This window comes from Fructilactobacillus sanfranciscensis DSM 20451 (assembly GCF_001436035.1).
Classification (GTDB): domain Bacteria; phylum Bacillota; class Bacilli; order Lactobacillales; family Lactobacillaceae; genus Fructilactobacillus; species Fructilactobacillus sanfranciscensis.
On the sequence record NZ_AYYM01000005.1, the window covers coordinates 33,815 to 59,472 of the forward strand.

Sequence of the window (25,658 nt, forward strand, 5' to 3'; positions counted from 1 at the left end):
TCTCTGTTAATGTTTCACATGAAACATTAAACATCTAAGTTTTCTACAAATTTCGCGTTATTTTCAATAAATTTACGACGTGGGGCAACTTTTTCTCCCATTAACATCGTGAAAGCTTCGTTAGCTTCATCAATATTATCTGATGTAACTCGAAGTAAACGACGGTTAACTGGATTCATCGTAGTATCCCATAATTGTTCCGCATCCATTTCTCCTAAACCTTTGTATCGTTGAATAGATGGTTTTGGTGAGGCTGGAAGAGAAGCAAGTAATTCTTTTAGTTCTTCGTCAGAATCAACGTATCTTTGGAATTTATTCCCTTGGCGAACCCGATACAAAGGTGGTTGAGCAATGTAAACATAGCCATGATCAACCATGGGACGCATAAAGTTGTAAATCAACGTTAATAATAGAGTTTGAATGTGCGCACCATCGACATCCGCATCAGTCATGATAATTAGCTTATGGTAACGAACTTTTTCAATATTAAATTCTTCTCCAAAACCAGTTCCCATTGCGGTAAACAATGATCTAATTTCTTCATTGGCAAGAATTCGATCCATTGTAGCTTTTTCCACGTTCAAAATTTTACCTCGAATAGGCAAAATTGCTTGGGTCAACCGTGAACGTCCTTGTTTTGCAGAACCTCCGGCTGAATCCCCTTCGACAATAAATAATTCTGAAACAGCTGGATCTTTACTGGTATTATTAGCCAATTTACCAGGAAGGTTATTAATTTCAAGGCCGCTCTTCTTCCGTGTAACTTCACGTGCGCGTTTAGCAGCAGCTCGTGCTTTAGAAGCTAACATCCCTTTTTGGACAATTTCTTTGGCAATTTGGGGATGTTCATCCATAAATTTAGAAAATTCTTGTCCAAAAACGTGATTAGTTGCCGTTCTAGCATCCGAATTACCTAACTTGGTTTTCGTTTGTCCCTCAAATTGAGGATCAGGATGTTTCACACTGATAACCGCCGTTAATCCTTCACGAACATCAGGCCCAGTTAAATTATCTTCGTTGTCTTTAATAATATTGTTGTTTCGCCCATAAGTATTGATAATTCTAGTTAAAGCTTGTTTGAAACCTTCTTCGTGTGTTCCACCTTCATAAGTATTGATGTTGTTGGTAAAGGTTTTGAGCGTACTGTGATAGTCATTAGTGTACTGAAGAGATACTTCAACAGTAATCCCGTTTTCCTTACCTTCAACATAAATTGGATCCTTGAAGATTGGAGAACGACCACGATCTAAGAATTCAACGTAATGCTTAATCCCACCTTCGTAAAAGAAGTCATGTTCTACGGGCTTTTCAGGACGTTCATCCTTAATCGTAATCCGAAGTCCTTTATTCAAAAAGGCTAATTCACGAACTCGAGTCGTCAACGTTTCCATGTCAAAAGTCGTAGTTTCTGTGAAGATATCTGGATCTGGCAAAAAATGAACTTTAGTGCTGTGATCATCTTGAGGTGCAGTACCAACTACTTCAATTGGAGTTTTAACATGTCCTCTCACAAAGTCCATGTAATATTGTTTTCCGCCACGGGTGACAGTTACATCAAGTTCGCTGGAAAGTGCATTAACAACTGAGGCACCAACCCCATGTAACCCACCAGAAACCTTGTAACCACCACCGCCGAATTTTCCTCCGGCATGAAGAATGGTAAAGACCGTTTCAAGAGCAGACTTCCCTGTTTCCTTTTGCATATCAATCGGAATTCCACGACCATTATCAGTCACAGTAATACTGTTGTCTTTTTCAATCACAACATCGATTTTGGAAGCAAATCCTGCTAAAGCTTCATCAATCCCATTATCAACAATTTCCCATACTAAATGGTGTAATCCTTGGGAATTAGTTGCCCCAATATACATTCCGGGACGTTTCCGAACTGCTTCAAGTCCTTTTAAAACTTGAATTTGACTGGCATCATATTCACGTGCCCGTTCTGCCTGGGTTTCTTGTGGTTTGTCTGTCATATAAATCCTCCTCAATCAACTTACTTGGAAATGATTCCATCTTTGATATGAAACATTTTTGGATTATGAATTAATTCTGTGGCAACATCGCTCATGCTAGTGGTTGTCAAAAACATCTGAACTTTGTCTTGAATCGCAGTTAAAAGGTGCGTTTGTCGTCCTTCATCAAGTTCTGACAAAACATCATCTAGTAACAAAACTGGATATTCTCCGGTTTCTTCTTTCATGACATCAATTTCCGCTAATTTGGTAGCCAAAGCGGCCGTTCGTTGTTGTCCTTGTGAACCAAACTGAGCAACATCTTTATCGTTTACGATAAATCGTAAATCATCTCGATGTGGTCCAAAAATCGAAGTTCCTTGGCGAATTTCTTTCTCGTGATTGCTTTTAAATTTTTCCAATAAAATCTGATAGATTTGTTCAACTGAACCAAGTTCTCCTTTTTTTAGAGAAGTCATATATTTAAAATTTAAAGTTTCACGTTGTTGTGAAATCGCACTATGGATCTTTTGGGACCATTTTTGGAGTTTTCCTAACAATTGAACTCGTTGGTAGATAATTTCAGCGGCGTAAGCTGCTAATTGGTCTGATAAAACGTCTAAATAAATGGTATCTGTTGCTTTATGAAAATGAAGTTGGCGCAAATAAGCATTTCGTTGTTTTAAAATCCGCCGGTATTGCGTCATATTATAAAGATACTTATTACTCATTTGCCCAAACTCGATATCCATGAAGCGTCGTCTAATCTGTGGAGAGCCTTTGACGATTTTTAAATCTTCAGGAGCAAATAAAATGACATTTAATTGTCCAATATAAGTTGAGAGTTTCGCCTGCTCAATGTGATTAACTTTGGCTCGCTTACCCTTTGAACTTAAAGTTAATTCCAATTGGGTTTTCCCCGAACTTCGTTGCACTAAACCCCAGATATCAGCTGCTTTATCATCCCAACTAATTAAATCGCGGTTACTGTTGGCCCGATGACTTTTCGTCAAAGCCAATACATAGATTGCTTCCAGTAAATTGGTCTTTCCCTGGGCGTTTTCTCCAATTAAGACATTTACCCCGTCAGAAAATTGGACATCTACCTTCCCATAGTTACGAAAATTTCGTAATCTTAACTCATTTACCTTCATTTAATTTCCTACTTTGATTTAATCAGAAATGTTCCAAAATCAGGAACTCGAACGATATCGCCATCGTAGAGCTTTTTTCCTCGACGATTTTCTGGTTCATCATTGTAATAAACCGTTTTTTCTCGTAAATACCATTTTGCTTGCCCACCAGAGGCAATCACGTCTTCCATCTTTAACAATTGCGCTAAAGTAATGTATGGAGTGGTAATTAAAACTTCTTTTTCCATGAATCCACCTGCTTTCAGTTACTTACAATTATACCTTTTTTAACGGAAAAAGTATACACAACTAGCACTGATAGCCGTTTTAACGAAAAATAGGGCATTCTAGATAAATAACATTTAAAAATACAAAAAAAGCTCATATCGCAAAATATGAGCTTTTTTGATGTTTTTAATTTTTAAAAGGTCCGAACCGGGGTGATTAATTGAATAAATTCATGATCATTTTCGGTTGGAGTAATTGTAAATGGACGAAGAGCAGACGTAAATGCCACTTCAACATCAATTTTACCAAATACTCGAAGTGCTTCTTTCATATAATCTGGGTTAAATGAAATTTCAAGGTCTTCTCCGCTAATTTCCTTTGGTTGGAGATCTTCTTCAACTTTACCAACATCAGGAGAGTTACCAGTAATGGTCACTACTTTATCATTTGGCTTAATCGTTAATTTAATTACATTATTCCGTGATTCATGAGACAACAATGAGGCACGTTCAACAGCTGCTAATAAATCTGGAGCTGAGAACTGAATCTTAGTTGCGGATGAATCTGGAATTAAGCGTGAAGTATCTGGGTACATTCCTTCAAGTAACCGTGAGTAAAAACGAGTTGCTCCAAAATTAAACATAACTTGGTTTTCCGATAAATCCATTTTGATTTGTTCTTTTTCACTATCAAGCATGTGAGAAAGTTCTTTCAAACTGTCACCAGGAATCACAATGTTATAAGCACCGTCACTTTCAGCAGGTAAACTAACTTTCCGTTGACTTAACCGATGACTATCAGTTGCGACAGCTAATAATTGATTTTGGTCTAGGGTGAAGTGCACCCCAGTTAAAATTGGACGATTTTCTTGTTTAGATACAGCAATTACAGTTTGACCAATTACTTCTTTAAAAATTTCAGCAGGTAAGTCAATTGAATTATCGGTGCTGATTTCTGGAAGATGAGGATAACCATTTGCATCTAACCCATTAATGGTAAATTCAGAGTTTCCTGACTTAATGTTGGTTTGAAAATTATCGCCAACTTCAACAACTAACTCTGTGTCAGGTAATTTTTTTACAATTTCACTGAAAAAACGAGCGGGTAAAACAATGCTTCCAGTTGAACTAATTTTTAAATCGTTATCTGGATTATCACCACTAATTGTGGTTTGAATTGAAATATCTGCATTACTTCCAGTTAACATAATGTTGTTTCCAGTGACGTCTAGTTTTAAACCAGTCAAAATTGGAATAGTTGTTTTAGAAGAGATTGCTCTTTGGACAATATTTAACGCTTTAATGAATGAAGCACGATTGATTGAAAATTTCATTTTTTAGGATTCTCCTTAGCGTGTTTTTAGTTTACTTAATTAATAAAAGAATAAAAGCAGTAGTAGTAGGTGCTGTTAATTATGGGGAAAACTAAGCTAAACGTAGCTACCCGTTAGTCCACACTTTGTGGATAAAGTTGTTGATAAAAACTAGTATTTCAGAAAGTTATCCACAATTCAAATTATACCATTTTTGAGATTATTCAGATTTACTAGTGTCTAATTTCGTTTTTTAAATCTTCAATTTGATTGCGTAGGTCAATATCGGTTGTTACTTTTTCCGAAATTTTATCATAAGCATGGATTACGGTTGTATGATCCTTGCCACCAAAGGCATCTCCTATTTTAGGAAGTGAATTATCGGTTAATTCACGAGATAGGTACATGGCAATTTGCCGTGGAACAACAATGGCTTTGACTCGTTTTTTCCCCTTAATATCTTTCGCAGTAATATGAAAATAATTCGCCGTGGTTTTAATGATAGTTTCGGGTGTGATGGCACTGCGTTCTTTATCTAACTTGAGTGGCCGTAGGGCTTCTGAAACTAAATCGATTGTGATTGGTTCTTGTTTTAAATCGGCAAAGGCCTTAATTCGAGCTAAAGCGCCTTCCAATTCACGGACATTGGAATCAATTTGACTGGCAATATAACTCATGATGCTACCGTCAACCTCCAGCCCTTCAGATTTGGCTTTGGCACGCAAAATTGCGGCTCGAGTTTCTAAATCAGGCGCAGTAATATCAACGGATAAACCCCATTTGAATCGAGAAACTAAACGATCAGTTAACGAATTAATTTCGTTTGGAAGCCGATCAGCAGTCATAACAATTTGCTTGTTGTTTTCATATAAAGCATTAAAAGTATTGAAGAATTCATCTTGAGTTCCTTCTTTGTTAGCCAGGAACTGGATATCATCAATCAAGAGCAAGTCAATTTCACGATACATTTTCCGAAATTCTTGCATCTTACTATTTTGAATGGCATCAATGAAATCATTTGTAAATTTTTCGGTTGTAACATATTTAACGATGGCATTTGGATTAGCAGCTAAAACCTTGTTACCAATGGCTTGCATCAAATGAGTTTTCCCTAGACCAACTCCCCCATAGAAAAATAGCGGATTATAAACTTTACCGGGATCTTCCGAGACTGCCAATGCAGCAGCATGGGCCATTTGGTTTCCTTGACCGATCACAAATCTTTCAAATGTGTAATTTGGATTTAAGTGAGGATCTACTCGTGGACGTTCAGGAACCCTATTTTTATTGTGAAAGTCTCTGATATTTGCTGTATTTGAATCAGGGGTATCTTCACCTTTAACTACGAATTTAGGTGTGACATCGGTTTGGGTAATTTCGTAAGCGTACTCGATAAATTTAGAAACGAGTTGTTTTTCCCAATAATCACGGTGCAAATCAGTAGGTAGTTCAAGTACAAACACATTTCCATCATAGGAAATTGGAGTAGCAGGTCCAATCCAAGTATTGAAGTTAATGTTGTCGTATTTAGGATCAGTTCTGAATTTACTTTTTATTTTGTTCCATAATTCATTTTCATTCACTGAAGTTACTCCTCCTATGTTAAAGCGATAAAAATATTTTAGCATTTTATGACGGAAATAAAAAAGTTTTCCACAACATAAAACACATTGTGGATATATGTTTCACATCTAAGGTATAAGTTTTCCACAAACTTGTTAACAACTAATAAAAAGAAGTTGCTTTTTGACTAATTAACAAGCACGTGTGGATAACTAAACGTTGCTATAAAAGGAACTATTACACATTTATTGAATTGTACACAGCTTGTGGATAAAAATGAATAACTGTTGTGATTTTGTGCAAAGATTCGTGCAAAGCATGTGATTTACCTGCCTAGTTATCCACACTAATTCACAGGTAAACTTTATGAAACTTTTTTTATATCCACAGAACGTTAGGTTAACTAATTATGGAACTTTTCAAATTTGTCCTTTGCTAGTTTCGCGGTTTGTGCTATTATTTAAAAGAAGCACTATTGGATAAAAAATCGTTTAAACGAAATCGAATATAAGGAGGGCTCGTAATGAAGAGAACTTACCAACCAAAGAAACGTCATCGTAACCGTGTTCATGGTTTCCGTGCACGTATGCAAACTAAAGGTGGACGTAAAGTATTAGCTCGTCGCCGTCAAAAAGGTAGAAAAGTATTATCTGCATAGACCACTGACCATTCGGTGGCCTTTTTTATTATACAAATATAAAAATTTGGAGATTAATTTAATGAGAAAATCGTATCGTGTTAAAAAAGAAGCTGATTTTCAGCAAGTTTTTGAAAAGCATGATTCGGTAGCTAATCGTCAGTTTGTTATCTATCAAATGGAAAAACCCGATCAACCCCATTTTCGGGTTGGAATTTCCGTCGGTAAAAAAATTGGAAATGCGGTTCACCGTAATTGGGTGAAACGTCGAGTTCGACAATCAATTACTGAATTAAAGCCTTATCTAAAACAAGACGTTGATATTTTAATTATTGCAAGACCGATTGCTGATGGTCTTTCAATGAAAGAAGTAAAGTCTAGTTTGGTGCACGTTTTGCACTTAGCTCATTTGTTGGATGCTGATTATAGTGAGGAAAAGGAATGAAAAAATTCAAAAAAATTGCTACAGCCATGATGGTAGTCAGTTTAGGGTTATTTCTAACTGCTTGTAGCAACTCTCCCGTTACTAGTCATAGTACTGGTTTATGGGATGGATTAATCGTTTATAATTTCTCTCGTGCGATTATTTGGTTATCGAAAGCCTTTGATTACAACTATGGAATTGGGATTGTTTTATTTACTATTATTATCCGAGTTATCATTTTGCCATTGATGGTTTACCAAACTAAAAACATGAAAGAGATGGCTGAACTTCAGCCACAACTTAAAGCTTTGCAAAAGAAGTATTCATCTCGTGATACTGATACGATGATGAAGTTGCAGGCTGAACAAAAAGCGCTTTATAAAGAAAATGGAGTACATCCAATGGCAAGTATGTTGCCAATGATTGTACAATTACCAGTTATTTTTGCGTTGTACCAAGCCATTTGGCGGACACCGGAACTAAAAACCGGGCACTTCTTATGGTTACAACTAGGAAGTCGTGATCCATACTTTATTTTGCCAATTCTTGCTGCTTTGTTTACGTTCTTTAGTTCTTGGTTAGCAATGAAGTCACAACCAGAAACCAATGCCATGGCAATGTCGATGACCTTCTTGATGCCTGTGATTATTTTCTTCACGGCCTTGAATGTTCCATCAGCCCTTTCATTGTACTGGGTAGTTACCAACGCTTTCCAAGTTGGACAAACATTAGTTATCCAAAATCCTTGGAAAATGAAACGCGAACGAGAAGAAAAGCAAAAGGCTAAACGTGAGCATGAACGAGCTGTTGAAAAAGCAATTCGTCGGGCTAAAAAGAGTCACAAAAAACGTTAATATTTAAAATAAGCTTGGGAAATTTAATTCCTAAGCTTATTTTATTTATAAATTAATATTACAAACGAACGAAAACCCTTTCGAAACCTAGTTAATTTGTGCTATGCTATCAAGGTTGACAATTAACTAGGAGAAATCATATATCATGCCAAAATATACAGGTAAAAATCTAGAAACTGCCATTGAAAATGGACTTAAAGACTTAAACATCAATCGTGAAAACGCTAAAATTAAAATTATTCAAAAACCAAGTAATGGATTCTTAGGATTATTTAAAAAAGATGCCATTATTGAAATGAAAGTTGTTAAACAACAAGTTAAAACACTGAAACCAACTAAAAAAACAGTTACAACTGAGGTCTCCAAAAAAGCTAGTAAACAGCCAGAAACAACTGCTGAAGCCCGTTTTGAACGTAACTTTGCTGTTGTTAAAAAGCTTGCTAAGTATTTACAAGACGTACTTGATGAGATGGGAATCAATGCCACTTTAGAGGTTGACATGCCGAACAACAAACGTGTTTACATTGATTGTCAAACTGATAAAGAAGGACTTTTAATTGGTAAGCACGGTCGAACTATTAATGCTCTCCAACAATTATGTGAATTTTACCTTAATAATCACGGCGTAAACTACGTCGAGGTCGTTTTGGATACCGCTAATTATCGCGAACGTCGCCGGAAAATTTTAATTGATTTAGCTACACGAAGTGCTCGGGACGTTGAAGCAACGGGCCAACCAGTTCATCTTGATTCCATGCCTGCCTTTGAGCGTAAACAAATTCATTTAGTTTTAGAAAATTTTGATGATGTTTTAACTTATTCAGTTGGAAATGAACCAAATCGTGAAGTGGTTATTGGACCACGATAGTCATAAATTGACAAATTAAATTAATCTAATTATGATAGATAAGATATAAAATTAAATCGATAAAGTAGTGAAAGTGCTTTGTCCCCGTGTTGTTAAGACGCGAGGGGTAGGTACTTTTTTTATGGAAAAAAGCAGAAAGGAGTTTTTAAGATGCCATTAATGACAACTGATTATGATACCATTGCAGCAATTTCAACTGCTCCAGGAGTTGGGGGAATTTCAATCGTAAGAATTAGTGGGTCAGACGCCATGAAAATTGCGAAAAAAATTTATCGTGGTAAAGACTTAGATAAAGTAGCAACTGATACCATTAATTATGGACACATTGTCGATCCTGCCAATGATGATAGTAGAGTTGATGAAGTGATGGTTTCAGTGATGCGGGCTCCCAAAACCTATACTAAAGAAGATATTATTGAAATTAATTGCCACGGTGGAATTCAAGTTACCAATAAGGTTTTGCAGCTAGTATTAAGAAACGGCGCTCGGATGGCTGAACCAGGAGAATTTACGAAGCGCGCCTTTTTAAATGGAAGAATTGATCTTTCTCAATCAGAAGCGGTAATGGATTTGATTGATGCCAAGACCGATGAAGCCCGTAAAGCAGCTTTAAATCAGTTGGATGGTAATCTTTCTGCAGCAATTCGTAAAATGCGGCAAAAAATTGTTGATGTGTTAGCTAATGTCGAAGTTAATATTGATTATCCCGAATATGATGGGGCTGAAGTAGTGACTTCAAAATTAATGTTGGATAAAGCACAGGAAATTAAAGCTGAAATTGAGAAATTATTAGCAACGGCCCAACAAGGAAAAGTTCTCCGTGATGGCTTAAATACCGCAATTGTTGGTCGACCTAATGTTGGTAAATCAAGTTTGTTGAATCGTTTATTGCATGAAGAAAAAGCAATTGTAACGGATGTGCCTGGAACTACCCGTGACGTGCTTGATGAGTATGTGAATGTAGCGGGTGTTCCGCTTCATTTAATTGATACCGCAGGAATTCGGGAAACTGAAGATAAGGTAGAGAAAATTGGGGTTGACCGTTCTCGTGCTGCAATTAAAAAAGCTGACTTGGTACTTTTAGTTTTGAACTCAAGCGAACCCTTAACTGATGAAGATCGACAATTACTTGATTTAACTCGCGATAGTAAACGAGTGATTTTATTGAACAAAACCGATCTTCCAATGAAGTTAGACATTGAGAAAATTAAAGCCGAATACGGGAATAGTGACATGATTAAGACTTCTGCTATGGCAGAAAATGGAACCAAAACACTTGAAGATACAATTTCTCAAATGTTCTTTACTAAAGGAATTGCTAGCACGCAAAACAGTGTGATGGTCACCAATGCTCGCCATATTAGTCTTTTACAACAAGCACTTGACTCAGTGCAAACGGTTATTGATGGAATTGGAGCGGGATTACCAGTTGATATTGTGCAAATTGATTTGCAATCAGCATGGGATGATTTAGGCGCAATTACCGGAGATAGTTATGATGATGAATTGATGGATCAATTATTTGACCAGTTCTGTATTGGAAAATAGTTGTTTCACATGAAACATTAGGAGAAAATAATGACAGAAAAAAAAGAAGTTTTAAAAACAACGGATGTTACGCACACTTACAATGCGGGTGATTACGATGTTGTAGTTGTGGGTGCTGGACATGCCGGTAGTGAAGCCGCTTTAGCTGCAGCACGGATGGGTCAAAAGACTTTATTACTAACCATTAGTTTAGAAATGGTCGCCTTTATGCCTTGTAATCCTTCGGTTGGTGGACCAGCAAAAGGGACAGTGGTTCGAGAAATTGATGCTTTAGGTGGCGAAATGGGTAAAAATATTGATAAAACCTACATCCAAATGCGGCTCTTGAATACCGGTAAAGGTCCTGCAGTTCAAGCATTACGGGCTCAAGCTGATAAGCATGCTTATCACCAAGAAATGAAAAATACGATTGAAAAAGAAGACAACTTAACGTTGCGTCAAGCCATCGTGGACAATTTGGTAGTAAATGATAACCGCGTTGAAGGAGTTATCACCAATACTGGGGCAATTTATCACGCGAAAACGGTGGTCCTTGCAACCGGAACTTCAGCACGAGGACAAATTTACATTGGGGAACTTCGTTATTCATCAGGTCCTAATAACTCGCTTCCATCCATTAAATTGTCAGAAAATCTGGAAAAAAATGGGTTTAATTTGGAACGGTTCAAGACTGGGACTCCCCCTCGAGTAAATGGAAATACGATTGATCATTCTGGAATTGAAGAACAACCGGGAGATGAGAAACCACATCACTTTAGTTTTATGACTCCTTATAGTGATTATTTACCGGTCAGTGAACAAATTTCTTGTTGGTTAACTTACACTAATCCCACAACACACCAAATTATTCGAGATAATTTAGATCGTTCTCCACTTTTTAATGGTGTAATCGATGGAATTGGGCCTCGTTACTGTCCTTCAATTGAAGATAAAGTGGTCCGGTTTGCTGATAAAGATCGTCACCAAGTCTTCCTTGAACCAGAAGGTCGTGGCAACGACGAATGGTATGTGGATGGAATGTCTAATTCCATGCCCGAAGAATTACAACAAGAAATGCTCCATTCAATTAAAGGGTTGGAAAATGCCAAGATGATGCGTCCTGGTTATGCGATTGAATATGACATTATTCCACCACAACAAATGAAGCCTAGTATGGAAAGTAAAGTAATCGAAAATCTTTTCACAGCGGGGCAAACCAATGGAACTTCGGGTTATGAAGAAGCCGCTGGACAAGGATTAATGGCCGGAATTAATGCTGCACGTAAAGTTCAAGGTAAAGATCCAATTATCTTAAAACGTTCCGATGCTTACATCGGGGTGCTAATTGATGATTTAGTTACCAAGGGAACTAATGAACCTTACCGACTTTTGACTAGTCGGGCCGAATATCGGTTATTGTTACGAAACGATAATGCTGACATGCGTTTAACTCCGATTGGTCATGAAATCGGTTTGATTTCTGATGAACGCTACGAAGCATTTTTGGCCAAGAAAAAAGCCGTTGAAGATGAAATTAATCGTCTAGAAACCATCAGAATTAAACCAAATGATCAGATTAATGAATTTGTCCAATCACACGGTGATAAGCCTTTGAAAGATGGAATTATTGCCGCTCAATTCTTACGTCGACCTTATGTGGACTATGCAAAGTTGCTAGAATACATTCCAGCAACGGATGAACCACTTGATCCACGTGTTGTGGAACAAATTACGATTTACATTAAGTACGCTGGTTACATTAAAAAAGAAGAAGAAAAAGTTAATCGGATGAAAAAAATGGAATCGAAGAAAATTCCGGAAAAGATTGATTACGATGCGATTGATGGAATTGCAACTGAAGGAAAAGAAAAGTTGAAACAAATTCAACCAACCACGATTGCGCAAGCATCACGAATTAGTGGTGTTAATCCTTCTGACATCGCCATTTTGAGTGTGTACATTCAACAGGGGAAGATTGCGAAAACTGAATAATTTAAACATAATAAAAAGTTCAATCAACTTAGCTCGTTGATTGAACTTTTTAGCTTATAATGTCGATATGGAGGCAAAAAGATGAATAATCGCATTGTAAAAGTAATTAAAAATGGAAAACAGATGACTTTACCAGTTACGGATGAAATTAAGCTTAATTTAGGTGACCAATATTATGTTTCACAGTTAGATAATGGTGAGATTGTATTTACCCCGTTGTATCAAGATATTTTTTCTAGTCCAGAATTTGCTGACCTTGATTTTTCACAAGCAGAAATGGATTTTGGCAAATTTATGGGGGAGGAAAAATTAGATGACTGATGAGTATATTCCAAAACAAAAAGACATTATCTATCTCGATTTTGACCCCCAAAGTGGGTTGGAAATCAAAAAACGTCGGCCAGCTTTAGTCCTTAGTAAAGGGGATTATAGTGAGCGAACGGGATTAGTTGCCGTGTCCCCAATTACACATGGCCAAAAAAACCACGTAACCTCTATTACCGTAAAAGGTAAGGAAATTGATGGCTATGTAAATGCTTTACAATTTTATACGTTTGATTTTCGGACGCGCCACGCCCAGTATGTGGAAAAATTTCTAATCGGTTTTTTATTAAAGTTATGAATGTTATTCGCCAAATCTTTTAATTAAAATAAGACAACTCTCTGAGATGTCTTATTTTTTTGGTTAATTTAATTCTTGGGCATGTTTTTTGACAAATTTTTTGAATTTTTCTGCGGCACTGGTCATCAGGATTTCATTTTTTGATAGAATCCCAATTTTTCTGGTAATGATTGGACTAGTTGGTAAAATGCGAATCTGATGGTGGTCATCTAAGGATTGATCAACTGGCATAATGGTATAGCCTAAGCCCTGTTCGACCATTAATAATGTTGAAAAACTATCATGTAGTCGCATTTTAATATGGGGTTTTAGACCAGCACTTTTAAACTGACTTAAAGATTCACTATGTAAACCTTCTTCTAATAAAATATAGGGGTACTTGGTTAGTTCAGCTAAATTTAATGCATTTAGATCTGACGAAAATGGATAACTTTTAGGCAGAACTGCTCTCAAAGTTTGCTCCTTTAAAAACTCGCAATCACAATCAGGGGCAGCATCTTGATTTAAAATTCCCAATTCAGCATCACCGTTTTCTACTAACCGAGGGATACTGACGTTATCACCTTGAATAATGGAAAAATCAACGTTTGGATTTTGAAATTGAAAAGCACTGATTAGCTCTGGCAGCCACTGTTGGGAAATACTAGGAATCGTTGCAATTCTAATTAATCGATTGGCTTGATTAGTAATTTCGTGCTGTTTATCTATTAGAGCTTGCTGGTCATTGATTAATTTAACGATGAAAGGATAAATGGCTTGGCCTTCCTTGGTTAACTTTAATGTTTGTCGTTGCTTACTAAGTAAGGGAAAACCTAATTCTTGTTCTAAACTAGTTAGCATTTGACTAACTGCTGGTTGAGAATAACCCATGATTTGTGCAGCTTTGGTAATACTTTGTTGTTCTAAGACGAGCTTTAAAGCCCAATATTTATTCATAATATAACGTATCCTTATAATTTAATAAAAAATATTAATTTTTATTATTTTGTTTTCCATTATATATTAAAACTATGATTAGTGGAGGACGATTGAGATGAAAAGAAAACAAGGATTAATTTTAGCAATTTTAGGAGCATCATTTTGGGGCTTGAGTGGGGTATCGAGCCAGTTTTTATTTAAGCAACCTTTTTCCCCAATTTGGTTAGTAGGGATGCGATTGTTCGTGGCTGGTTTATTAATGTTGCTATTTGCAGCTAGCCAACCCCAATTAAAAGCACAAACTTTTAAGATTTGGCAATCTAGTAGTTCTCGTAAACAACTTCTTTTATTTAGTTTCTTAGGTTTTTTACCCGCTCAATTAGCATTTTTCTTAACGATTGGTTACAGTAACGTTGCGACCGCAGCGGCTCTCCAGTTTTTGAACCCGTTATTCACCATCATCTATTGCACATTGAAGAAACGATGCTTACCTAATCGAATTGAAATGATCACAATTGGATTAAGTTTAGGTGGAACCCTTTTATTAGTAACAAATGGTAATTTTGGTAGCTTATCTTTGGCTCCATTGGCTCTATTTTGGGGAATTGTATCAGCGATTGGAGCAGTTTTCTACAGTTTATTGCCGCAAAAACTACTAAATGATTATGATGCGACAATTGTTGTGGGTTGGGGCATGTTTTTAGGTAGTTTACCATTATTACCAGTGGTGTTTTTGATTGCATTACCAGCTTTCTCTGTTCCAATTATTATCAATATTGTGTTTGTCGTTTTAGTTGGGACCTTGTTAGCAAGTCTGGCCTACATTAAAAGTTTGGCGTTTTTACCAGCAGCTACAACGCAGATGTTAGGGTCATTTGAACCATTGACCGCTACCTTAGCTTGCATGTTAGTTTTGCAGGATAAATTAGGCGGATTTGAAATTTTAGGAATGGTCTTAATTGTGAGTGTGGTCTTTATTCAATTTGGATTCAGTAAACTACAAGCTTAATTAAAATTTAATCGATTAATGGTAAAATAAGAAAAATCAATAATTTTGAGGTGAACGGGAAAATGGTTAAATTTATTGAACGTAAACCAACTTTTGTGGGCGCAGATACAAAAGGGATTGACCGCAAATTCCTTAATTTGGCATATGCAGATGGTCAGCGTAACCAACTTGATATTTATTTACCTAACCAAGAACAATCTAATTATCCAGTTATCATTGATGTTTACGGTGGCGGAATGTACTTTGGAGAAAAAAGTTCTAATAAATTAAACGGAGCCCTTCAATTATTGAAACGCAGGTATGCAGTGGTGAGCCCTAACTATTCATTAAGTTACATGGCAGACTTTCCTCAGCCAATTTATGAACTGAAGGCTGTGATTCGGTGGGTAAAAGCCCATGCCGACCAATATCATTTTGATGATCAGAATGTGTTTTTAATGGGGGAATCATCAGGAGCACAGTTGGCCATGCTAACCGCTGCTTCAGAAGCAAATAATCAGTTGCAAAGTGAGTTTGGTGGTAATTTATCTTATAGCAGTCAAGTCAACGGAGTAATTGCCTCTTATGGTCCTTACGATTTAGCGATGATGCCTGCTCAATTCGCTGTCTTAGGCCAAACACCTAAATTTTCAGAAACTGGAGCTGCTGATTCATTTGAAGGTATGATGTTAGGACAACAACGTCCGTTAGACGTTCCTGATTTAAATGTGGCCGTTAATCCGAAAACTTATTTAAACAAACATATGATTCCCGTTTTAATGTATGCAGGAAAACAGGATCGGGTCGTTCCTTATATTCAAACAATTAATTTAGCCGCTGAAGTAGCGCAAAAAATTGGATCTCAAAACGTAGAGTTACATATTGTACCGGATGCTCCACATGGACCAAGTGGTTTTATGAACGGAACGGTTTTTGCTCAAAAAGAACAATTTTTACAGCGAAATTTGCATTAGTGGTAAAATAGATTGATTTATAAAATAGGAGAAATAAAATGAAAACAATCAAAGAAATTCTAAGTTGGGTTCTCCCAGTGATAATTGGTTTGGCGGTTGCCTTAATAATTAGACAATGTTTTTTCACGGTTGCTCGTGTTGATGGGCCTTCCATGGAGCCGAACCTGATTAATAATGAAAGAATTATGGTTTGGCGTCGTTCAGAAATCAAACGTGGGAGTGTAATTGTTTTCAACGCAGCCGGGATTGATCCACAAGCAGCGGAAAATGGTGGTTTTGTAAAGAATTTACTTGGTACTAATGGAACTGATTATGTAAAACGAGTTATTGCAGTTCCAGGAGATACGGTTGCTTTTAAGAATGGATCAATTTACGTTAATGATCATAAAATTGATCAAAGCTACATTAGTAGTTCAGAACAAAAAAATGGATCTGACTACAATATGCAACCTGGAAACTGGGATTTAAAATCACTCTCTAGAAACTGGAAAAAGAATCAAGGAGCAGTGAAGGTTCCAAAGAATCAATACTTTGTAATGGGTGATCACCGAAGTGTTTCAAATGATAGCCGTTATTGGGGATTTGTACCGAAAGATAAGGTTATTGGGGTAGTTAAGACTTTCCCTTGGGATACTAATAAACAAAAACGTGAAAATATCAATGACCGAGATTAATAAAAAGACGACTTTTGGTCGTCTTTTTTGCTATTTGTAAATTTAATTGGTACAATGTCAATTAAATCGAAAGGGTGAATAACATGAAATTTAATCAACCGCTTACTAATCAAGACCTTGCACAAATGCACCAAAAGTTAAAAGACCGTTCGGAACATAAAATTGTTGCTAACGCTGTGATGTCTAATGGAATTAATAAAACTGCTACGAACGCTCAAGTTTTAGCTAAATTGAACCATACTTTTTCAATTGATATTCCTACAGGAACTGTTGCCAATCAAAAGCACAGTGGACGCTGTTGGTTATTTTCAATTTTAAATACGTTACGTCATCAATTTGCTACTCAGTATAAAGTAAAAGACTTTGAATTGTCTCAAAGCTACTTATTTTTCTGGGATAAGATTGAACGGGCTAATATTTTTTATGATCGGATGATTGCTTTAGCTGGTCGTCCTGCTAGTGATCGTGAAGTTGAATTTTACTTGAGTTCACCAGGTACTGATGGTGGTCAATGGGCGATGGCAGCTGCTTTAGTCCAAAAATATGGGGTAGTTCCACGTGAAACCTTCCCGGAAACCGCTGTTACAGAAGACACAAGTGATTTGGATATGTTGTTAAATCGAAAAATGCGTCATGATGCTATGAAACTTCGTGAATTAGTCAATCGTGGAGCAACGGATGCTGAAATCAATAATTTGAAACAACAATATATGGATGAAATTTATCGAATTACTGGTCAATCAGTCGGTGTTCCACCAGAAAAATTTGATTTGGAATATCGTGATGATGATAAAAAGTATCATCTTGATCGAGGACTAACACCTAAAGATTTCTATGCCAAATACATTGGAGTTGATTTAGATCAATACGTAGTTTTAACTAATTCCCCAGATAAAAAATACGGTGAATTATACGCATTGCCTAGTCAAGATAATGTTGAAGGTGGCAAACAAATTGAATTTTTAAACGAGTCAATGGATCAACTTAAAGAAGCTGCCATTAAACAGCTTCAAGCTGGAGAAACGATTTGGTTTGGAAATGATGTTTTACAACAAATGGACCGTCAAAAGGGTATTTTAGATAGTGAATTGTTCTTACATGATGAATTATTTGGGATCAATACCAAAATGAGTAAAGCAGAACGACTTGAATATCATGAAGCAGAAGTTTCTCATGCAATGACTTTAACGGGAGTTGATGTGGTTAATGACCAACCAATTAAGTGGAAAGTAGAAAATAGTTGGGGTCCTAAAATTGGCGACAAAGGTTATTTTGTAATGGCCGATAACTGGATGGATGATTACACTTATGAAGTGGTTGTTAAAAAGGAATTTCTTCGTGATGAAACCAAAAAAGTATTAGACAAAGCACCAATTATGTTAGAACCATGGGATTCATTAGAATAAAGACAAGAGCTAAACCAAATTGGTTTAGCTCTTTTTATTTTGATTATTAATAACTTATTTTTCAACAAAAGTCTGAAAAATTAGGTAGAATAGTGTTATTAGAAATTAGGAGGAGTTCCCATGGCAATTTTTGGGTCAATTTTAGACGCAATTATCATTATTAATACGATTCTTGCGATTATCACTGTTTTTAGAACCCCACGTGATATTGCAGCAACTTGGGCATGGCTGTTAGTATTAATTTTCATCCCCATCTTTGGATTTATTGTCTATGCCTTCTTTGGCAGACGTTTGCCAAAGAGTAGTTTATTAAGACTTAGCGGGAGTGCCAAGAAGCAAGTTAAACGACAAATTAAGCAACAAAAACAAAAGTTAGGTAAGTTCAATGATAAAGAGAATCCTAACAATAAAATTGTTAACGACTCACAAGGATTAGTAAAATTTTTTATGAATACCGCTTCAGCACCTTTACTAGGACATAATGAAATTGAAACGTTTACTAATGGCCCTGATTTCATTAAACAATTATTTACTGATTTCAGAAATGCCAAAAGTTCCATTAACATCGAATTTTATGCTTTTTCTCATGATAAGATTGGACGTCAAATCTTAGATCTCTTGGTTAAAAGGCTCAAGAAGGGGTTGATGTTCGAGTAGTTTATGATGCATGGGGTTCGATGGGGACAACTGAAAAGTTCTTTAAACCTTTAATTGATGGTGGAGGAAGGGCATTTCCTTTCTTGCACAATAAGTTAAACATTAAAGACATGCGAGTTAACTTTCGTGATCACCACAAGTTAGTGACCGTTGATGGTGAATTTGGTTATATTGGCGGATTGAACATTGGTGATCAATACATGGGTTGGTCAAAAAAATTTGGTAATTGGCATGATTGTACGATTAGAATTCATGGTGATGGAGTTTATGGGCTACAATCTCGCTTTATTTTAGATTGGAATGGAACTGATCTTAAATCACAAATTGATCCTAATGATCCTGATAATATTGCTAAATATTATCCTAAAATGGAAACGGATGGAAATGCCATTATTCAAGTGGTTGCTAGTGGTCCTGATTCAACGATGGAACAAATTAAAATGGGTTACATTAAGTTGATTGAAATGGCAGAAAAATCAATTAAAATCACGACACCTTACTTAATCCCTGACGAATCAGTGTTAAATGCTTTGAAAATTGCTGCTAAGTCTGGCGTAAATGTCGAAATTGTCACTCCAGATATGCCTGATCACCCATTTGTTTATCGTGCGACCCAATATTATTCTCGACAATTAATGCATCTCGGGGTGAAAGTCTATGCATATAACAATGGATTTATGCATGCGAAAACGATGGTGGTTGATGATAAACTAGTTTCTGTTGGTTCAGCCAATATGGATTATCGGAGCTTTGAACTTAACTTTGAATGTAATGCCTTTGTTTACGATGAAAAGCTTGCCCAAAAAATGGAAGAGATTTACGCACAAAATATTGCTGAAAGTACACTTCAAACAGAAAAGATCTTTAAAGATCAATCTACTTGGCTTAATTTCAAACAACACTTTAGTCGATTGCTATCTCCATTATTATAAAAATAAAAACGTTGTTTCCTATGTTAGGAAGCAGCGTTTTTTGTCGTTTCACATGAAACAATTAGACATTAAATACGAATAATAAATTTTTATATTAAAATTTATCATTCGTATTTGATGTCACAAAATGCGACAGGAAACCTAGGCATATTTATGATTATCTAGTAAGTTTAAGGAAGCCTAGAAGCCCCTTTCTAGAGAAGACGAGGAGGGACATAAATATGTCATATATTATTCAATTTAAAGATGTCCAAAAATATTATGGTGATTTTCATGTACTTCATGATATTAATTTAACTATTCACCCCGGTGAAACGGTTGTATTAATTGGACCATCAGGTTCTGGAAAGTCAACGTTACTTAGAACCATTAACGGTCTAGAAACAATTCAAAAGGGTCAACTGATTGTAGATGGCAAAGATGTTTCTAGTGACAAAACTAATCTAAATCAATTAAGAACGGATGTTGGAATGGTTTTCCAACACTTTAATCTCTACAATAATAAAACGATTTTGGACAACATTATGTTAGCACCTAAAATTGTTTTAAAACGAAATGATGCCAAGAATCGGGAAATTGCGGATCAATTATTAAAACGCGTTGGTTTAACTGACCAAGGTGCAAAATATCCTGCTCAATTATCTGGTGGGCAAAAACAACGAATTGCGATTGCGCGTTCACTTGCAATGGATCCCAAAGCTTTACTTTTTGATGAACCCACTTCGGCCTTAGACCCAGAGATGGTTGGAAGTGTTTTGAGTGTTATGCGAGACATTACCACGAGTTCTTCAATGACTAGTTTAGTGGTTACTCATGAAATGGATTTTGCGAAAGCAGTGGCTGATCGAGTTATTTTCATGGCGGATGGTAAAATTTTAGAAGATTCTTCTACCGAAGAGTTCTTCAAACAACCTAAGACTGAACGGGCTCGTCAATTTCTTTCACAAGTTGAACATCATTAAGAAATGAGGATAAACCTATGAGTAAATTAAAAGGAAAACGCATTGGTTTACTGGCAGCCGTAGTCTTAGTGGTTGTTTTAGTGGGTAGTTTGGTTTTTGGATGGACTTATCACGAATATCAAAGCAAGACCAAAAATTCACTGAAAAACATTAAGTCAGCTCATGTAATGCGCTGGGGCGTTAAAAGTGATACCCGGTTGTTTGGTTTGATTAGTCCGAAAACTGGTCAAAGTGAGGGCTTTGATATTGATATGGCCCGTACTGTTACTAAACAAATCGCTAAAGATCAAGGAACTAAAATTAAACCAGAATTTACGCCAGTAACGACCAGTTCTAAAATTCAATTAATTAAAAATAACCAAGTGGATGCGGTGGCTGCTTCGATGACCATCACCCCAGAACGGGCTAAAATAGTTGATTTTTCCAATCCTTATTTTCCAGCTGGGCAATCAATTTTAGTTAAAAAGAATTCTGGAATTAAAAATATTCAACAATTAAACAATCCTAAGTCGACGATTATCGGAGTAATGGGAACGATGGCCATGGAAACTACCAAAAAATTCGCGCCTAAAGCCAAATTAATTGCCATGCCTGATAATTCTCAAGCATTTAGTGCCTTACAATCTGGCCAAGGGGATGCAATGACGACTGATAATGCGATTTTGTATGGTTTCTGTCAACAAAGTAAAGACGTTGCAGTGATTGGAGGAACATTTACCAACCAACCGTATGGATTAGCAATGGATAAGGGTCAAACTGATTTACAAAAAGCAGTTAACCGGGCTCTTAAAGAAATTCGAGCTGACGGAACCTATGACCGTTTGATTAAAAAATGGTTTGGTAACATTCCTGGCTTAGATTGGAGGGAATTGACAAAATGATCAAAATTTTAACTGATAACTGGTCGACAATTATCACTGGATTTGAATTTACAATTCTTTCATCAATTGTTGGACTGTTAGGCTCATTAATTTTAGGAACGGTTTTTGCTTTAATGGAAATGGCTCCCAATAAATTTCTGAAATTCATTGGAACGGCGTTTGTGGAATTTTTCCGAAATATTCCGTTATTGGTAATTACATTGTTTTTCTATGTGGTGGTGTCCCATGCCGTTAAAATTAACGGATTTTGGGCTGGAACAATTGCCTTAATTCTGTATACTTCATCATTTGTCGCTGAATGTATTCGGGGAGGCGTGAATTCAGTTGACCCAGGACAAATGGAAGGGGCCCGCTCAAATGGATTAACCTATACGCAAGCTATGATCCACATTGTTTTGCCCCAAGGATTTAAATTAGCTATTCCTTCATTAGGAAACCAATTCATTAACTTAGTCAAAAATTCATCGATTCTTTCCTTTGTAGCTGGACTTGATTTAATGTACCAAGCTAATGTAATTTCGGGAGCTAACCTAGATCCATTTAACACTTATATTGTCATTGGAATTTTCTACTTATTGTTAACCGGACCACTCTCGGTTTTCATGAATCATTTAGAAAATAGATTAAGATAGGAGGTAGCGCAATGATTTATGCATCAGCATTCAATTCAGTTAACATGCACTATCTAATGGGTGGTTTAGGCATTACGATTGCCGTCTCAATTATTTCGATTGTGATTAGCTTTATTGTTGGGACAATTTTAGGAGTAATTTTATTTGAAGAAGTTCCATACTTCTCTCGGACGGTTCAATTTATTGTAAATACAATTCGTAATTTACCATTATTGTTATTAATCTTCTTTACCTACTTTGCCATGCCTAAACTAGGAGTGGAGCTAAACGCCTTCACTGCTACGGTCTTTGCAATGTCAGTCTTTGAATCAACGATGGTTTCTCAAATTATTCGGGGTGGATTATTATCAGTGGGAGCTGGACAAATCGAAGGGGCTTTATCAACTGGAATGACTAAATTTCAAACTTTATGGTACATTTTATTACCGCAAGCTTTGAAAAATTCGATTCCACCATTGATTTCTCAGTTTATTTCTTTAGTGAAAGATACATCCCTTGCAACTGCCATCGTTTTGACCGAAATGATGTTTAGAAGTCAAGTAATTTATGGGCAAAACCCTAACTATATGATTCCAATGTTTGCCATCGTTACGGCATTATACTTTGTTGTTAATTACAGTTTATCGCTCTTATCAAAATGGTTTGAAAGACGATTGGCTACTTCATAATAAACTAGTCCTCTAATTGGGGACTTTTTATTTGCAAAAAAAGTAATGAGTAACTAGTATGTAGATACAGGAATGGGCGCGAGTACATTTAGGTTCTGTTGATCCTACGTAAAGTTGTAAAAAACTGCCCGTGCCTAGGCCTGTTTTTTTGTGCAAAAAAATAACCTAGCCACAATCGGCTAGGTTATTGATTTAATTTTTAAAATCCTACTTTACTTAACCATGAATTAATCGTGTTTTGTAATTCTTGAATTAAGCCACTTTGTTGTTGAATTTGATCTTTCAAGTCATCCATTTCAGATTCTAATTTACCGGAATCAGGGTTACTTTGGATTTTATTGATTTGATTATTAAGTGCATTAGTTGCACTATTACTTTGAAGTTGACTAATTTGTGATTGAATTCCGTTTAAAGTGTTTTCAAGTTGCTCTTTATCATGGTTTTCTTGGTAAGTTTTTTGGGCTTGTTTAACCTGATTTAATTCTGTTTGTAATTTTTGATTTTGTGCGCTATCTTGAGCTTGGTTTGTTTTAGCTTGGTTATAAATTGAGCAAGATGTTAAGCCTAAAACAATTAATACAAAAACTAAAATTCCAATCCAAATCTTTTTTGCAGTTGATGTTCTGCGAGGTGCATATGATTGATTATTGTTATTTGATTGCGGAATATTATTGTTTTGATTATTGACGAAGTTGTTATCGTTTAAACGATTAAAATCCTTAACGTTAACTTTGAAAGGCTTTTCAACTTTTTGATTTCCAATTTGGCACCATAGGGTCGCGTTATAAGTTCCACTTTGGTAAGGGTTCACGTTGGAAGTGTTAACGAAAAATTGTGGAGTTACCCGTACGTCATTAACGACCGGATTAAGTTCTGAAATGATATTTTCATCATTTAAAGGTTCATTAATTTGGTGATTAATGTATGAGTATTGAAGAGTAATTTGATTATTCATAAAAATCCTTTCTGTTCAGTAGTTTATTATGTTTATATTATCATATTTTATAAAAGTGAAAAAATTAAGCATTGCAATTATAAAAAGTTTAATAAATGGATTTGGTCGAAAAAGTTTGACTTTTTTTGACCAAATTGTTGACNGCCATTTATTGACATAGGAGCAAATCATGGCTGCTCCAATTTGGTATTATATTTTTGCTGGACTATTACTATTAATTATAATTTTATTAATTGTTTTGGTATTTAAGCGAAAGAAAAATAAATAAGTAAACTTTTAAACTCATCTGATGAATTCAGATGAGTTTTTTGTATAAAATTTAATTATAGCTAATGTTTGCATTAAAGTGAGGCAGATTTATACTTAGTGAAATTGAAGTAACACTAAGGAGCAAGATTATGAGTAATGAATTTGAATATGATGTTTTATATTTGGGGAGTGGACATGGAACGTTTAACGGTGCTATTCCTTTAGCTAGTAAAGGTTTTAAAATTGGTGTAATTGAGGATGGTTTGATTGGTGGAACTTGTCCTAATCGTGGCTGTAATGCAAAAATTTTACTTGATATGATTACTACCACTCAACATGATGTTAAGGAATTGCAAGGCTCGGGATTAGCTGGAATTCCAGAGATTAATTGGAAAGATAACGTTGAACATAAGGATGAAGTGATTCAACTATTGCCTGAAGCAATTGGTAATATGATGACTAATGCAGGAATAGATTTAATATACGGCAAAGGCAAGTTAGTTGATGACCACAGTATTAAAGTAGGTAATAAAGAATATTCTGCAGATAAAATTGTGATTGCAACTGGTGCACATTATCGTAAATTAGATATTTCTGGTAATGAACTTACTCATGACGGAACTGATTTTCTATCCTTAAAAAACCAACCCGAGCGGATGACGGTGATTGGTTCTGGTTACATTGCACTCGAATTTGCTAATATTGCTGCAGCTTCGGGGACCAAAGTAACGGTTTTAATGCATCATGACGTTGCTTTGAGAAAATTCTATCAGCCATTTGTAAAAGTTGTATTAAATAAGTTAGCTGAATTAGATGTTAAATTTGTTACTAACGTTAATCCTCAATCAATTGAAAAAATTGATGATGACTTAATAGTTAAAACTAATCAAGGCGATTTTAAAGCTGATTGGGTTTTAAATGCTACGGGACGTCCAGCTAATGTAGAAGGAATTGGGTTAGATGAAGTTGGTGTGAAATATAATCATCAAGGAATCGAGGTTAATGATCATTTACAAACGAATATTCCTAGTATTTATGCAGCTGGTGATGTATTAGATAAAAAGGTTGGGAAATTAACTCCAACTGCCATTTTCGAATCAGAATACCTAACTGATTTATTTTCTGGTGTAACTGATAAATCGATTGATTATCCAGCTGTTCCAAGTGCAGTTTTTACGACGCCAAGAATTGCTCAAGTGGGTATTTCAGTAGATGAGGATGAAACAAATTCCAATAAATATACTATTAAAGATGTAGATTTGGCTACTGACTGGTTTCGGATGACTAAAAATGAAAATGAAGGAACTAGTAAACTAATTTATGATAATCATGGGGTACTAGTGGGAGCAACTGAAGTTAGTGATCAGGCAGAAGATTCAATTAGTACGATTCTTCCTGCAATTGAATACCAGCTAACTCCTAAACAGATTAAACACATGATTAGTTTGTTTCCAACCATTGGTTCTGAATCATGGTCTAAATTGTAATTTTATGATTTTAAAAACATCAGAATTTTATTATTCGGGTGTTTTTTATGAAGTAAAATAAACAGTTAAATATTTTGATTTTTTTGACCAAATTGTTGACATCTTATTTTCATTAGTATATAGTTAAATATTGTTGACGCGGAAAAGTTTTGAAAATAAA

General features: G+C 35.8%; 25 protein-coding genes and 1 pseudogene. 19 read left to right on the top strand and 7 right to left on the bottom strand.

Translation table 11 applies throughout. From position 1 onward, the window contains the following. Positions 1 to 26 precede the first annotated feature (26 nt). From gyrB to dnaA, 5 genes are all read right to left on the bottom strand, one after another. Positions 27 to 1,976, bottom strand: coding sequence for a DNA topoisomerase (ATP-hydrolyzing) subunit B (gene gyrB, locus FD36_RS02610; protein WP_056957828.1), 1,950 nt, complete (start codon positions 1,974 to 1,976; stop codon positions 27 to 29). A gap of 20 nt (positions 1,977 to 1,996) precedes the next feature. Beyond that, complete coding sequence (gene recF / locus FD36_RS02615; RefSeq protein WP_056957829.1) at positions 1,997 to 3,109, bottom strand: DNA replication/repair protein RecF; 1,113 nt, start codon at positions 3,107 to 3,109, stop codon at positions 1,997 to 1,999. Positions 3,110 to 3,117: 8 nt separating this feature from the next. Beyond that, complete coding sequence (yaaA, locus tag FD36_RS02620) at positions 3,118 to 3,336, bottom strand: S4 domain-containing protein YaaA (RefSeq protein ID WP_056957830.1); 219 nt, start codon at positions 3,334 to 3,336, stop codon at positions 3,118 to 3,120. A 173-nt stretch (positions 3,337 to 3,509) separates the two neighbouring features. Further along, entirely contained in the window at positions 3,510 to 4,649 is a 1,140-nt protein-coding gene (dnaN, locus tag FD36_RS02625; RefSeq protein ID WP_056957831.1) for a DNA polymerase III subunit beta, read from the bottom strand. A gap of 212 nt (positions 4,650 to 4,861) precedes the next feature. Continuing rightward, on the bottom strand, positions 4,862 to 6,211 hold the full coding sequence (dnaA, locus tag FD36_RS02630) for a chromosomal replication initiator protein DnaA (protein ID WP_225362011.1): 1,350 nt from the start codon (positions 6,209 to 6,211) through the stop codon (positions 4,862 to 4,864). Positions 6,212 to 6,714: 503 nt separating this feature from the next. On the opposite strand from dnaA, the gene rpmH reads away from it, so the two are divergent. The 8 genes from rpmH (at position 6,715) to FD36_RS02670 (ending at position 13,115) form a co-directional block, all read left to right on the top strand. Further along, positions 6,715 to 6,849, top strand: a complete 135-nt coding sequence (gene rpmH / locus FD36_RS02635) for a 50S ribosomal protein L34 (RefSeq protein ID WP_014082553.1) — start codon at positions 6,715 to 6,717, stop codon at positions 6,847 to 6,849. A gap of 61 nt (positions 6,850 to 6,910) precedes the next feature. Continuing rightward, positions 6,911 to 7,273, top strand: a complete 363-nt coding sequence (rnpA, locus tag FD36_RS02640; RefSeq protein ID WP_014082552.1) for a ribonuclease P protein component — start codon at positions 6,911 to 6,913, stop codon at positions 7,271 to 7,273. Continuing rightward, positions 7,270 to 8,106, top strand: a complete 837-nt coding sequence (gene yidC / locus FD36_RS02645) for a membrane protein insertase YidC (protein ID WP_056957833.1) — start codon at positions 7,270 to 7,272, stop codon at positions 8,104 to 8,106. Before rnpA ends, yidC begins: the two co-directional genes overlap by 4 nt. Positions 8,107 to 8,251: 145 nt before the next feature. Further along, entirely contained in the window at positions 8,252 to 8,974 is a 723-nt protein-coding gene (gene jag / locus FD36_RS02650; RefSeq protein ID WP_056957834.1) for an RNA-binding cell elongation regulator Jag/EloR, read from the top strand. A gap of 150 nt (positions 8,975 to 9,124) precedes the next feature. Next, on the top strand, positions 9,125 to 10,522 hold the full coding sequence (gene mnmE, locus FD36_RS02655; RefSeq protein ID WP_014082549.1) for a tRNA uridine-5-carboxymethylaminomethyl(34) synthesis GTPase MnmE: 1,398 nt from the start codon (positions 9,125 to 9,127) through the stop codon (positions 10,520 to 10,522). A 30-nt stretch (positions 10,523 to 10,552) separates the two neighbouring features. Continuing rightward, positions 10,553 to 12,493 carry a tRNA uridine-5-carboxymethylaminomethyl(34) synthesis enzyme MnmG gene (gene mnmG, locus FD36_RS02660; protein WP_056957835.1) on the top strand — a complete coding sequence of 647 codons (1,941 nt, stop codon included), beginning with the start codon at positions 10,553 to 10,555 and terminating at the stop codon, positions 12,491 to 12,493. Positions 12,494 to 12,574: 81 nt separating this feature from the next. Beyond that, a complete protein-coding gene (locus FD36_RS02665) occupies positions 12,575 to 12,814 on the top strand; it encodes a hypothetical protein (protein ID WP_056957836.1) in 240 nt (79 codons plus the stop codon). After that, positions 12,807 to 13,115, top strand: a complete 309-nt coding sequence (locus tag FD36_RS02670; protein ID WP_056957837.1) for a type II toxin-antitoxin system PemK/MazF family toxin — start codon at positions 12,807 to 12,809, stop codon at positions 13,113 to 13,115. Before FD36_RS02665 ends, FD36_RS02670 begins: the two co-directional genes overlap by 8 nt. A gap of 63 nt (positions 13,116 to 13,178) precedes the next feature. Here FD36_RS02670 and FD36_RS02675 read toward each other — a convergent pair whose 3' ends face one another. Next, complete coding sequence (locus FD36_RS02675) at positions 13,179 to 14,051, bottom strand: LysR family transcriptional regulator (RefSeq protein ID WP_056957838.1); 873 nt, start codon at positions 14,049 to 14,051, stop codon at positions 13,179 to 13,181. 97 nt (positions 14,052 to 14,148) lie between these two features. On the opposite strand from FD36_RS02675, the gene FD36_RS02680 reads away from it, so the two are divergent. The 9 genes and pseudogenes from FD36_RS02680 to FD36_RS02720 all read left to right on the top strand — a co-directional run bounded on the left by FD36_RS02680 (position 14,149) and on the right by FD36_RS02720 (position 22,807). Next, on the top strand, positions 14,149 to 15,042 hold the full coding sequence (locus FD36_RS02680; RefSeq protein ID WP_056957839.1) for an EamA family transporter: 894 nt from the start codon (positions 14,149 to 14,151) through the stop codon (positions 15,040 to 15,042). A gap of 62 nt (positions 15,043 to 15,104) precedes the next feature. Further along, a complete protein-coding gene (locus FD36_RS02685; RefSeq protein WP_056957840.1) occupies positions 15,105 to 15,995 on the top strand; it encodes an alpha/beta hydrolase in 891 nt (296 codons plus the stop codon). Between the two features lie 38 nt (positions 15,996 to 16,033). Beyond that, a complete protein-coding gene (lepB, locus tag FD36_RS02690) occupies positions 16,034 to 16,669 on the top strand; it encodes a signal peptidase I (protein WP_056957841.1) in 636 nt (211 codons plus the stop codon). Between the two features lie 83 nt (positions 16,670 to 16,752). Next, the gene (locus FD36_RS02695) at positions 16,753 to 18,075 is read left to right on the top strand and encodes a C1 family peptidase (RefSeq protein WP_056957842.1); all 1,323 of its coding nucleotides are present in this window, start codon (positions 16,753 to 16,755) and stop codon (positions 18,073 to 18,075) included. A 120-nt stretch (positions 18,076 to 18,195) separates the two neighbouring features. Beyond that, positions 18,196 to 19,664 (top strand): annotated as a pseudogene (gene cls, locus FD36_RS02700) (cardiolipin synthase). 221 nt (positions 19,665 to 19,885) lie between these two features. Continuing rightward, positions 19,886 to 20,626, top strand: coding sequence for an amino acid ABC transporter ATP-binding protein (locus tag FD36_RS02705; protein ID WP_056957843.1), 741 nt, complete (start codon positions 19,886 to 19,888; stop codon positions 20,624 to 20,626). A 17-nt stretch (positions 20,627 to 20,643) separates the two neighbouring features. Next, on the top strand, positions 20,644 to 21,507 hold the full coding sequence (locus FD36_RS02710; RefSeq protein ID WP_056957844.1) for a transporter substrate-binding domain-containing protein: 864 nt from the start codon (positions 20,644 to 20,646) through the stop codon (positions 21,505 to 21,507). Continuing rightward, on the top strand, positions 21,504 to 22,139 hold the full coding sequence (locus FD36_RS02715; RefSeq protein ID WP_056957845.1) for an amino acid ABC transporter permease: 636 nt from the start codon (positions 21,504 to 21,506) through the stop codon (positions 22,137 to 22,139). Before FD36_RS02710 ends, FD36_RS02715 begins: the two co-directional genes overlap by 4 nt. Positions 22,140 to 22,150: 11 nt before the next feature. After that, positions 22,151 to 22,807: an amino acid ABC transporter permease gene (locus tag FD36_RS02720; protein ID WP_056957846.1), complete on the top strand. Its 657-nt coding sequence runs from the start codon at positions 22,151 to 22,153 to the stop codon at positions 22,805 to 22,807. Between the two features lie 199 nt (positions 22,808 to 23,006). Here FD36_RS02720 and FD36_RS02725 read toward each other — a convergent pair whose 3' ends face one another. Beyond that, positions 23,007 to 23,762 carry a hypothetical protein gene (locus FD36_RS02725; RefSeq protein WP_056957847.1) on the bottom strand — a complete coding sequence of 252 codons (756 nt, stop codon included), beginning with the start codon at positions 23,760 to 23,762 and terminating at the stop codon, positions 23,007 to 23,009. 169 nt (positions 23,763 to 23,931) lie between these two features. Between FD36_RS02725 and FD36_RS07035 the strand changes: the two genes are divergently transcribed. Beyond that, on the top strand, positions 23,932 to 24,030 hold the full coding sequence (locus FD36_RS07035) for a GGIII-like transmembrane region-containing protein (RefSeq protein WP_115762848.1): 99 nt from the start codon (positions 23,932 to 23,934) through the stop codon (positions 24,028 to 24,030). A 130-nt stretch (positions 24,031 to 24,160) separates the two neighbouring features. Continuing rightward, positions 24,161 to 25,498 (top strand): dihydrolipoyl dehydrogenase family protein, encoded by a 1,338-nt coding sequence (locus FD36_RS02730; RefSeq protein WP_056957848.1) that lies wholly within the window; start codon positions 24,161 to 24,163, stop codon positions 25,496 to 25,498. Positions 25,499 to 25,658: the final 160 nt, after the last annotated feature.

Excerpts from the sequence above, each read along its gene's own strand:
- gyrB (WP_056957828.1), bottom strand. The coding sequence starts at position 1,976 with ATGACAGACAAACCACAAGAAACCCAGGCAGAACGGGCACGTGAATAT.
- recF (WP_056957829.1), bottom strand. The coding sequence starts at position 3,109 with ATGAAGGTAAATGAGTTAAGATTACGAAATTTTCGTAACTATGGGAAG.
- yaaA (WP_056957830.1), bottom strand. The coding sequence starts at position 3,336 with ATGGAAAAAGAAGTTTTAATTACCACTCCATACATTACTTTAGCGCAA.
- dnaN (WP_056957831.1), bottom strand. The coding sequence starts at position 4,649 with ATGAAATTTTCAATCAATCGTGCTTCATTCATTAAAGCGTTAAATATT.
- rpmH (WP_014082553.1), top strand. The coding sequence starts at position 6,715 with ATGAAGAGAACTTACCAACCAAAGAAACGTCATCGTAACCGTGTTCAT.
- rnpA (WP_014082552.1), top strand. The coding sequence starts at position 6,911 with ATGAGAAAATCGTATCGTGTTAAAAAAGAAGCTGATTTTCAGCAAGTT.
- yidC (WP_056957833.1), top strand. The coding sequence starts at position 7,270 with ATGAAAAAATTCAAAAAAATTGCTACAGCCATGATGGTAGTCAGTTTA.
- jag (WP_056957834.1), top strand. The coding sequence starts at position 8,252 with ATGCCAAAATATACAGGTAAAAATCTAGAAACTGCCATTGAAAATGGA.
- mnmE (WP_014082549.1), top strand. The coding sequence starts at position 9,125 with ATGCCATTAATGACAACTGATTATGATACCATTGCAGCAATTTCAACT.
- mnmG (WP_056957835.1), top strand. The coding sequence starts at position 10,553 with ATGACAGAAAAAAAAGAAGTTTTAAAAACAACGGATGTTACGCACACT.
- FD36_RS02665 (WP_056957836.1), top strand. The coding sequence starts at position 12,575 with ATGAATAATCGCATTGTAAAAGTAATTAAAAATGGAAAACAGATGACT.
- FD36_RS02670 (WP_056957837.1), top strand. The coding sequence starts at position 12,807 with ATGACTGATGAGTATATTCCAAAACAAAAAGACATTATCTATCTCGAT.
- FD36_RS02675 (WP_056957838.1), bottom strand. The coding sequence starts at position 14,051 with ATGAATAAATATTGGGCTTTAAAGCTCGTCTTAGAACAACAAAGTATT.
- FD36_RS02680 (WP_056957839.1), top strand. The coding sequence starts at position 14,149 with ATGAAAAGAAAACAAGGATTAATTTTAGCAATTTTAGGAGCATCATTT.
- FD36_RS02685 (WP_056957840.1), top strand. The coding sequence starts at position 15,105 with ATGGTTAAATTTATTGAACGTAAACCAACTTTTGTGGGCGCAGATACA.
- lepB (WP_056957841.1), top strand. The coding sequence starts at position 16,034 with ATGAAAACAATCAAAGAAATTCTAAGTTGGGTTCTCCCAGTGATAATT.
- FD36_RS02695 (WP_056957842.1), top strand. The coding sequence starts at position 16,753 with ATGAAATTTAATCAACCGCTTACTAATCAAGACCTTGCACAAATGCAC.
- FD36_RS02705 (WP_056957843.1), top strand. The coding sequence starts at position 19,886 with ATGTCATATATTATTCAATTTAAAGATGTCCAAAAATATTATGGTGAT.
- FD36_RS02710 (WP_056957844.1), top strand. The coding sequence starts at position 20,644 with ATGAGTAAATTAAAAGGAAAACGCATTGGTTTACTGGCAGCCGTAGTC.
- FD36_RS02715 (WP_056957845.1), top strand. The coding sequence starts at position 21,504 with ATGATCAAAATTTTAACTGATAACTGGTCGACAATTATCACTGGATTT.
- FD36_RS02720 (WP_056957846.1), top strand. The coding sequence starts at position 22,151 with ATGATTTATGCATCAGCATTCAATTCAGTTAACATGCACTATCTAATG.
- FD36_RS02725 (WP_056957847.1), bottom strand. The coding sequence starts at position 23,762 with ATGAATAATCAAATTACTCTTCAATACTCATACATTAATCACCAAATT.
- FD36_RS07035 (WP_115762848.1), top strand. The coding sequence starts at position 23,932 with ATGGCTGCTCCAATTTGGTATTATATTTTTGCTGGACTATTACTATTA.
- FD36_RS02730 (WP_056957848.1), top strand. The coding sequence starts at position 24,161 with ATGAGTAATGAATTTGAATATGATGTTTTATATTTGGGGAGTGGACAT.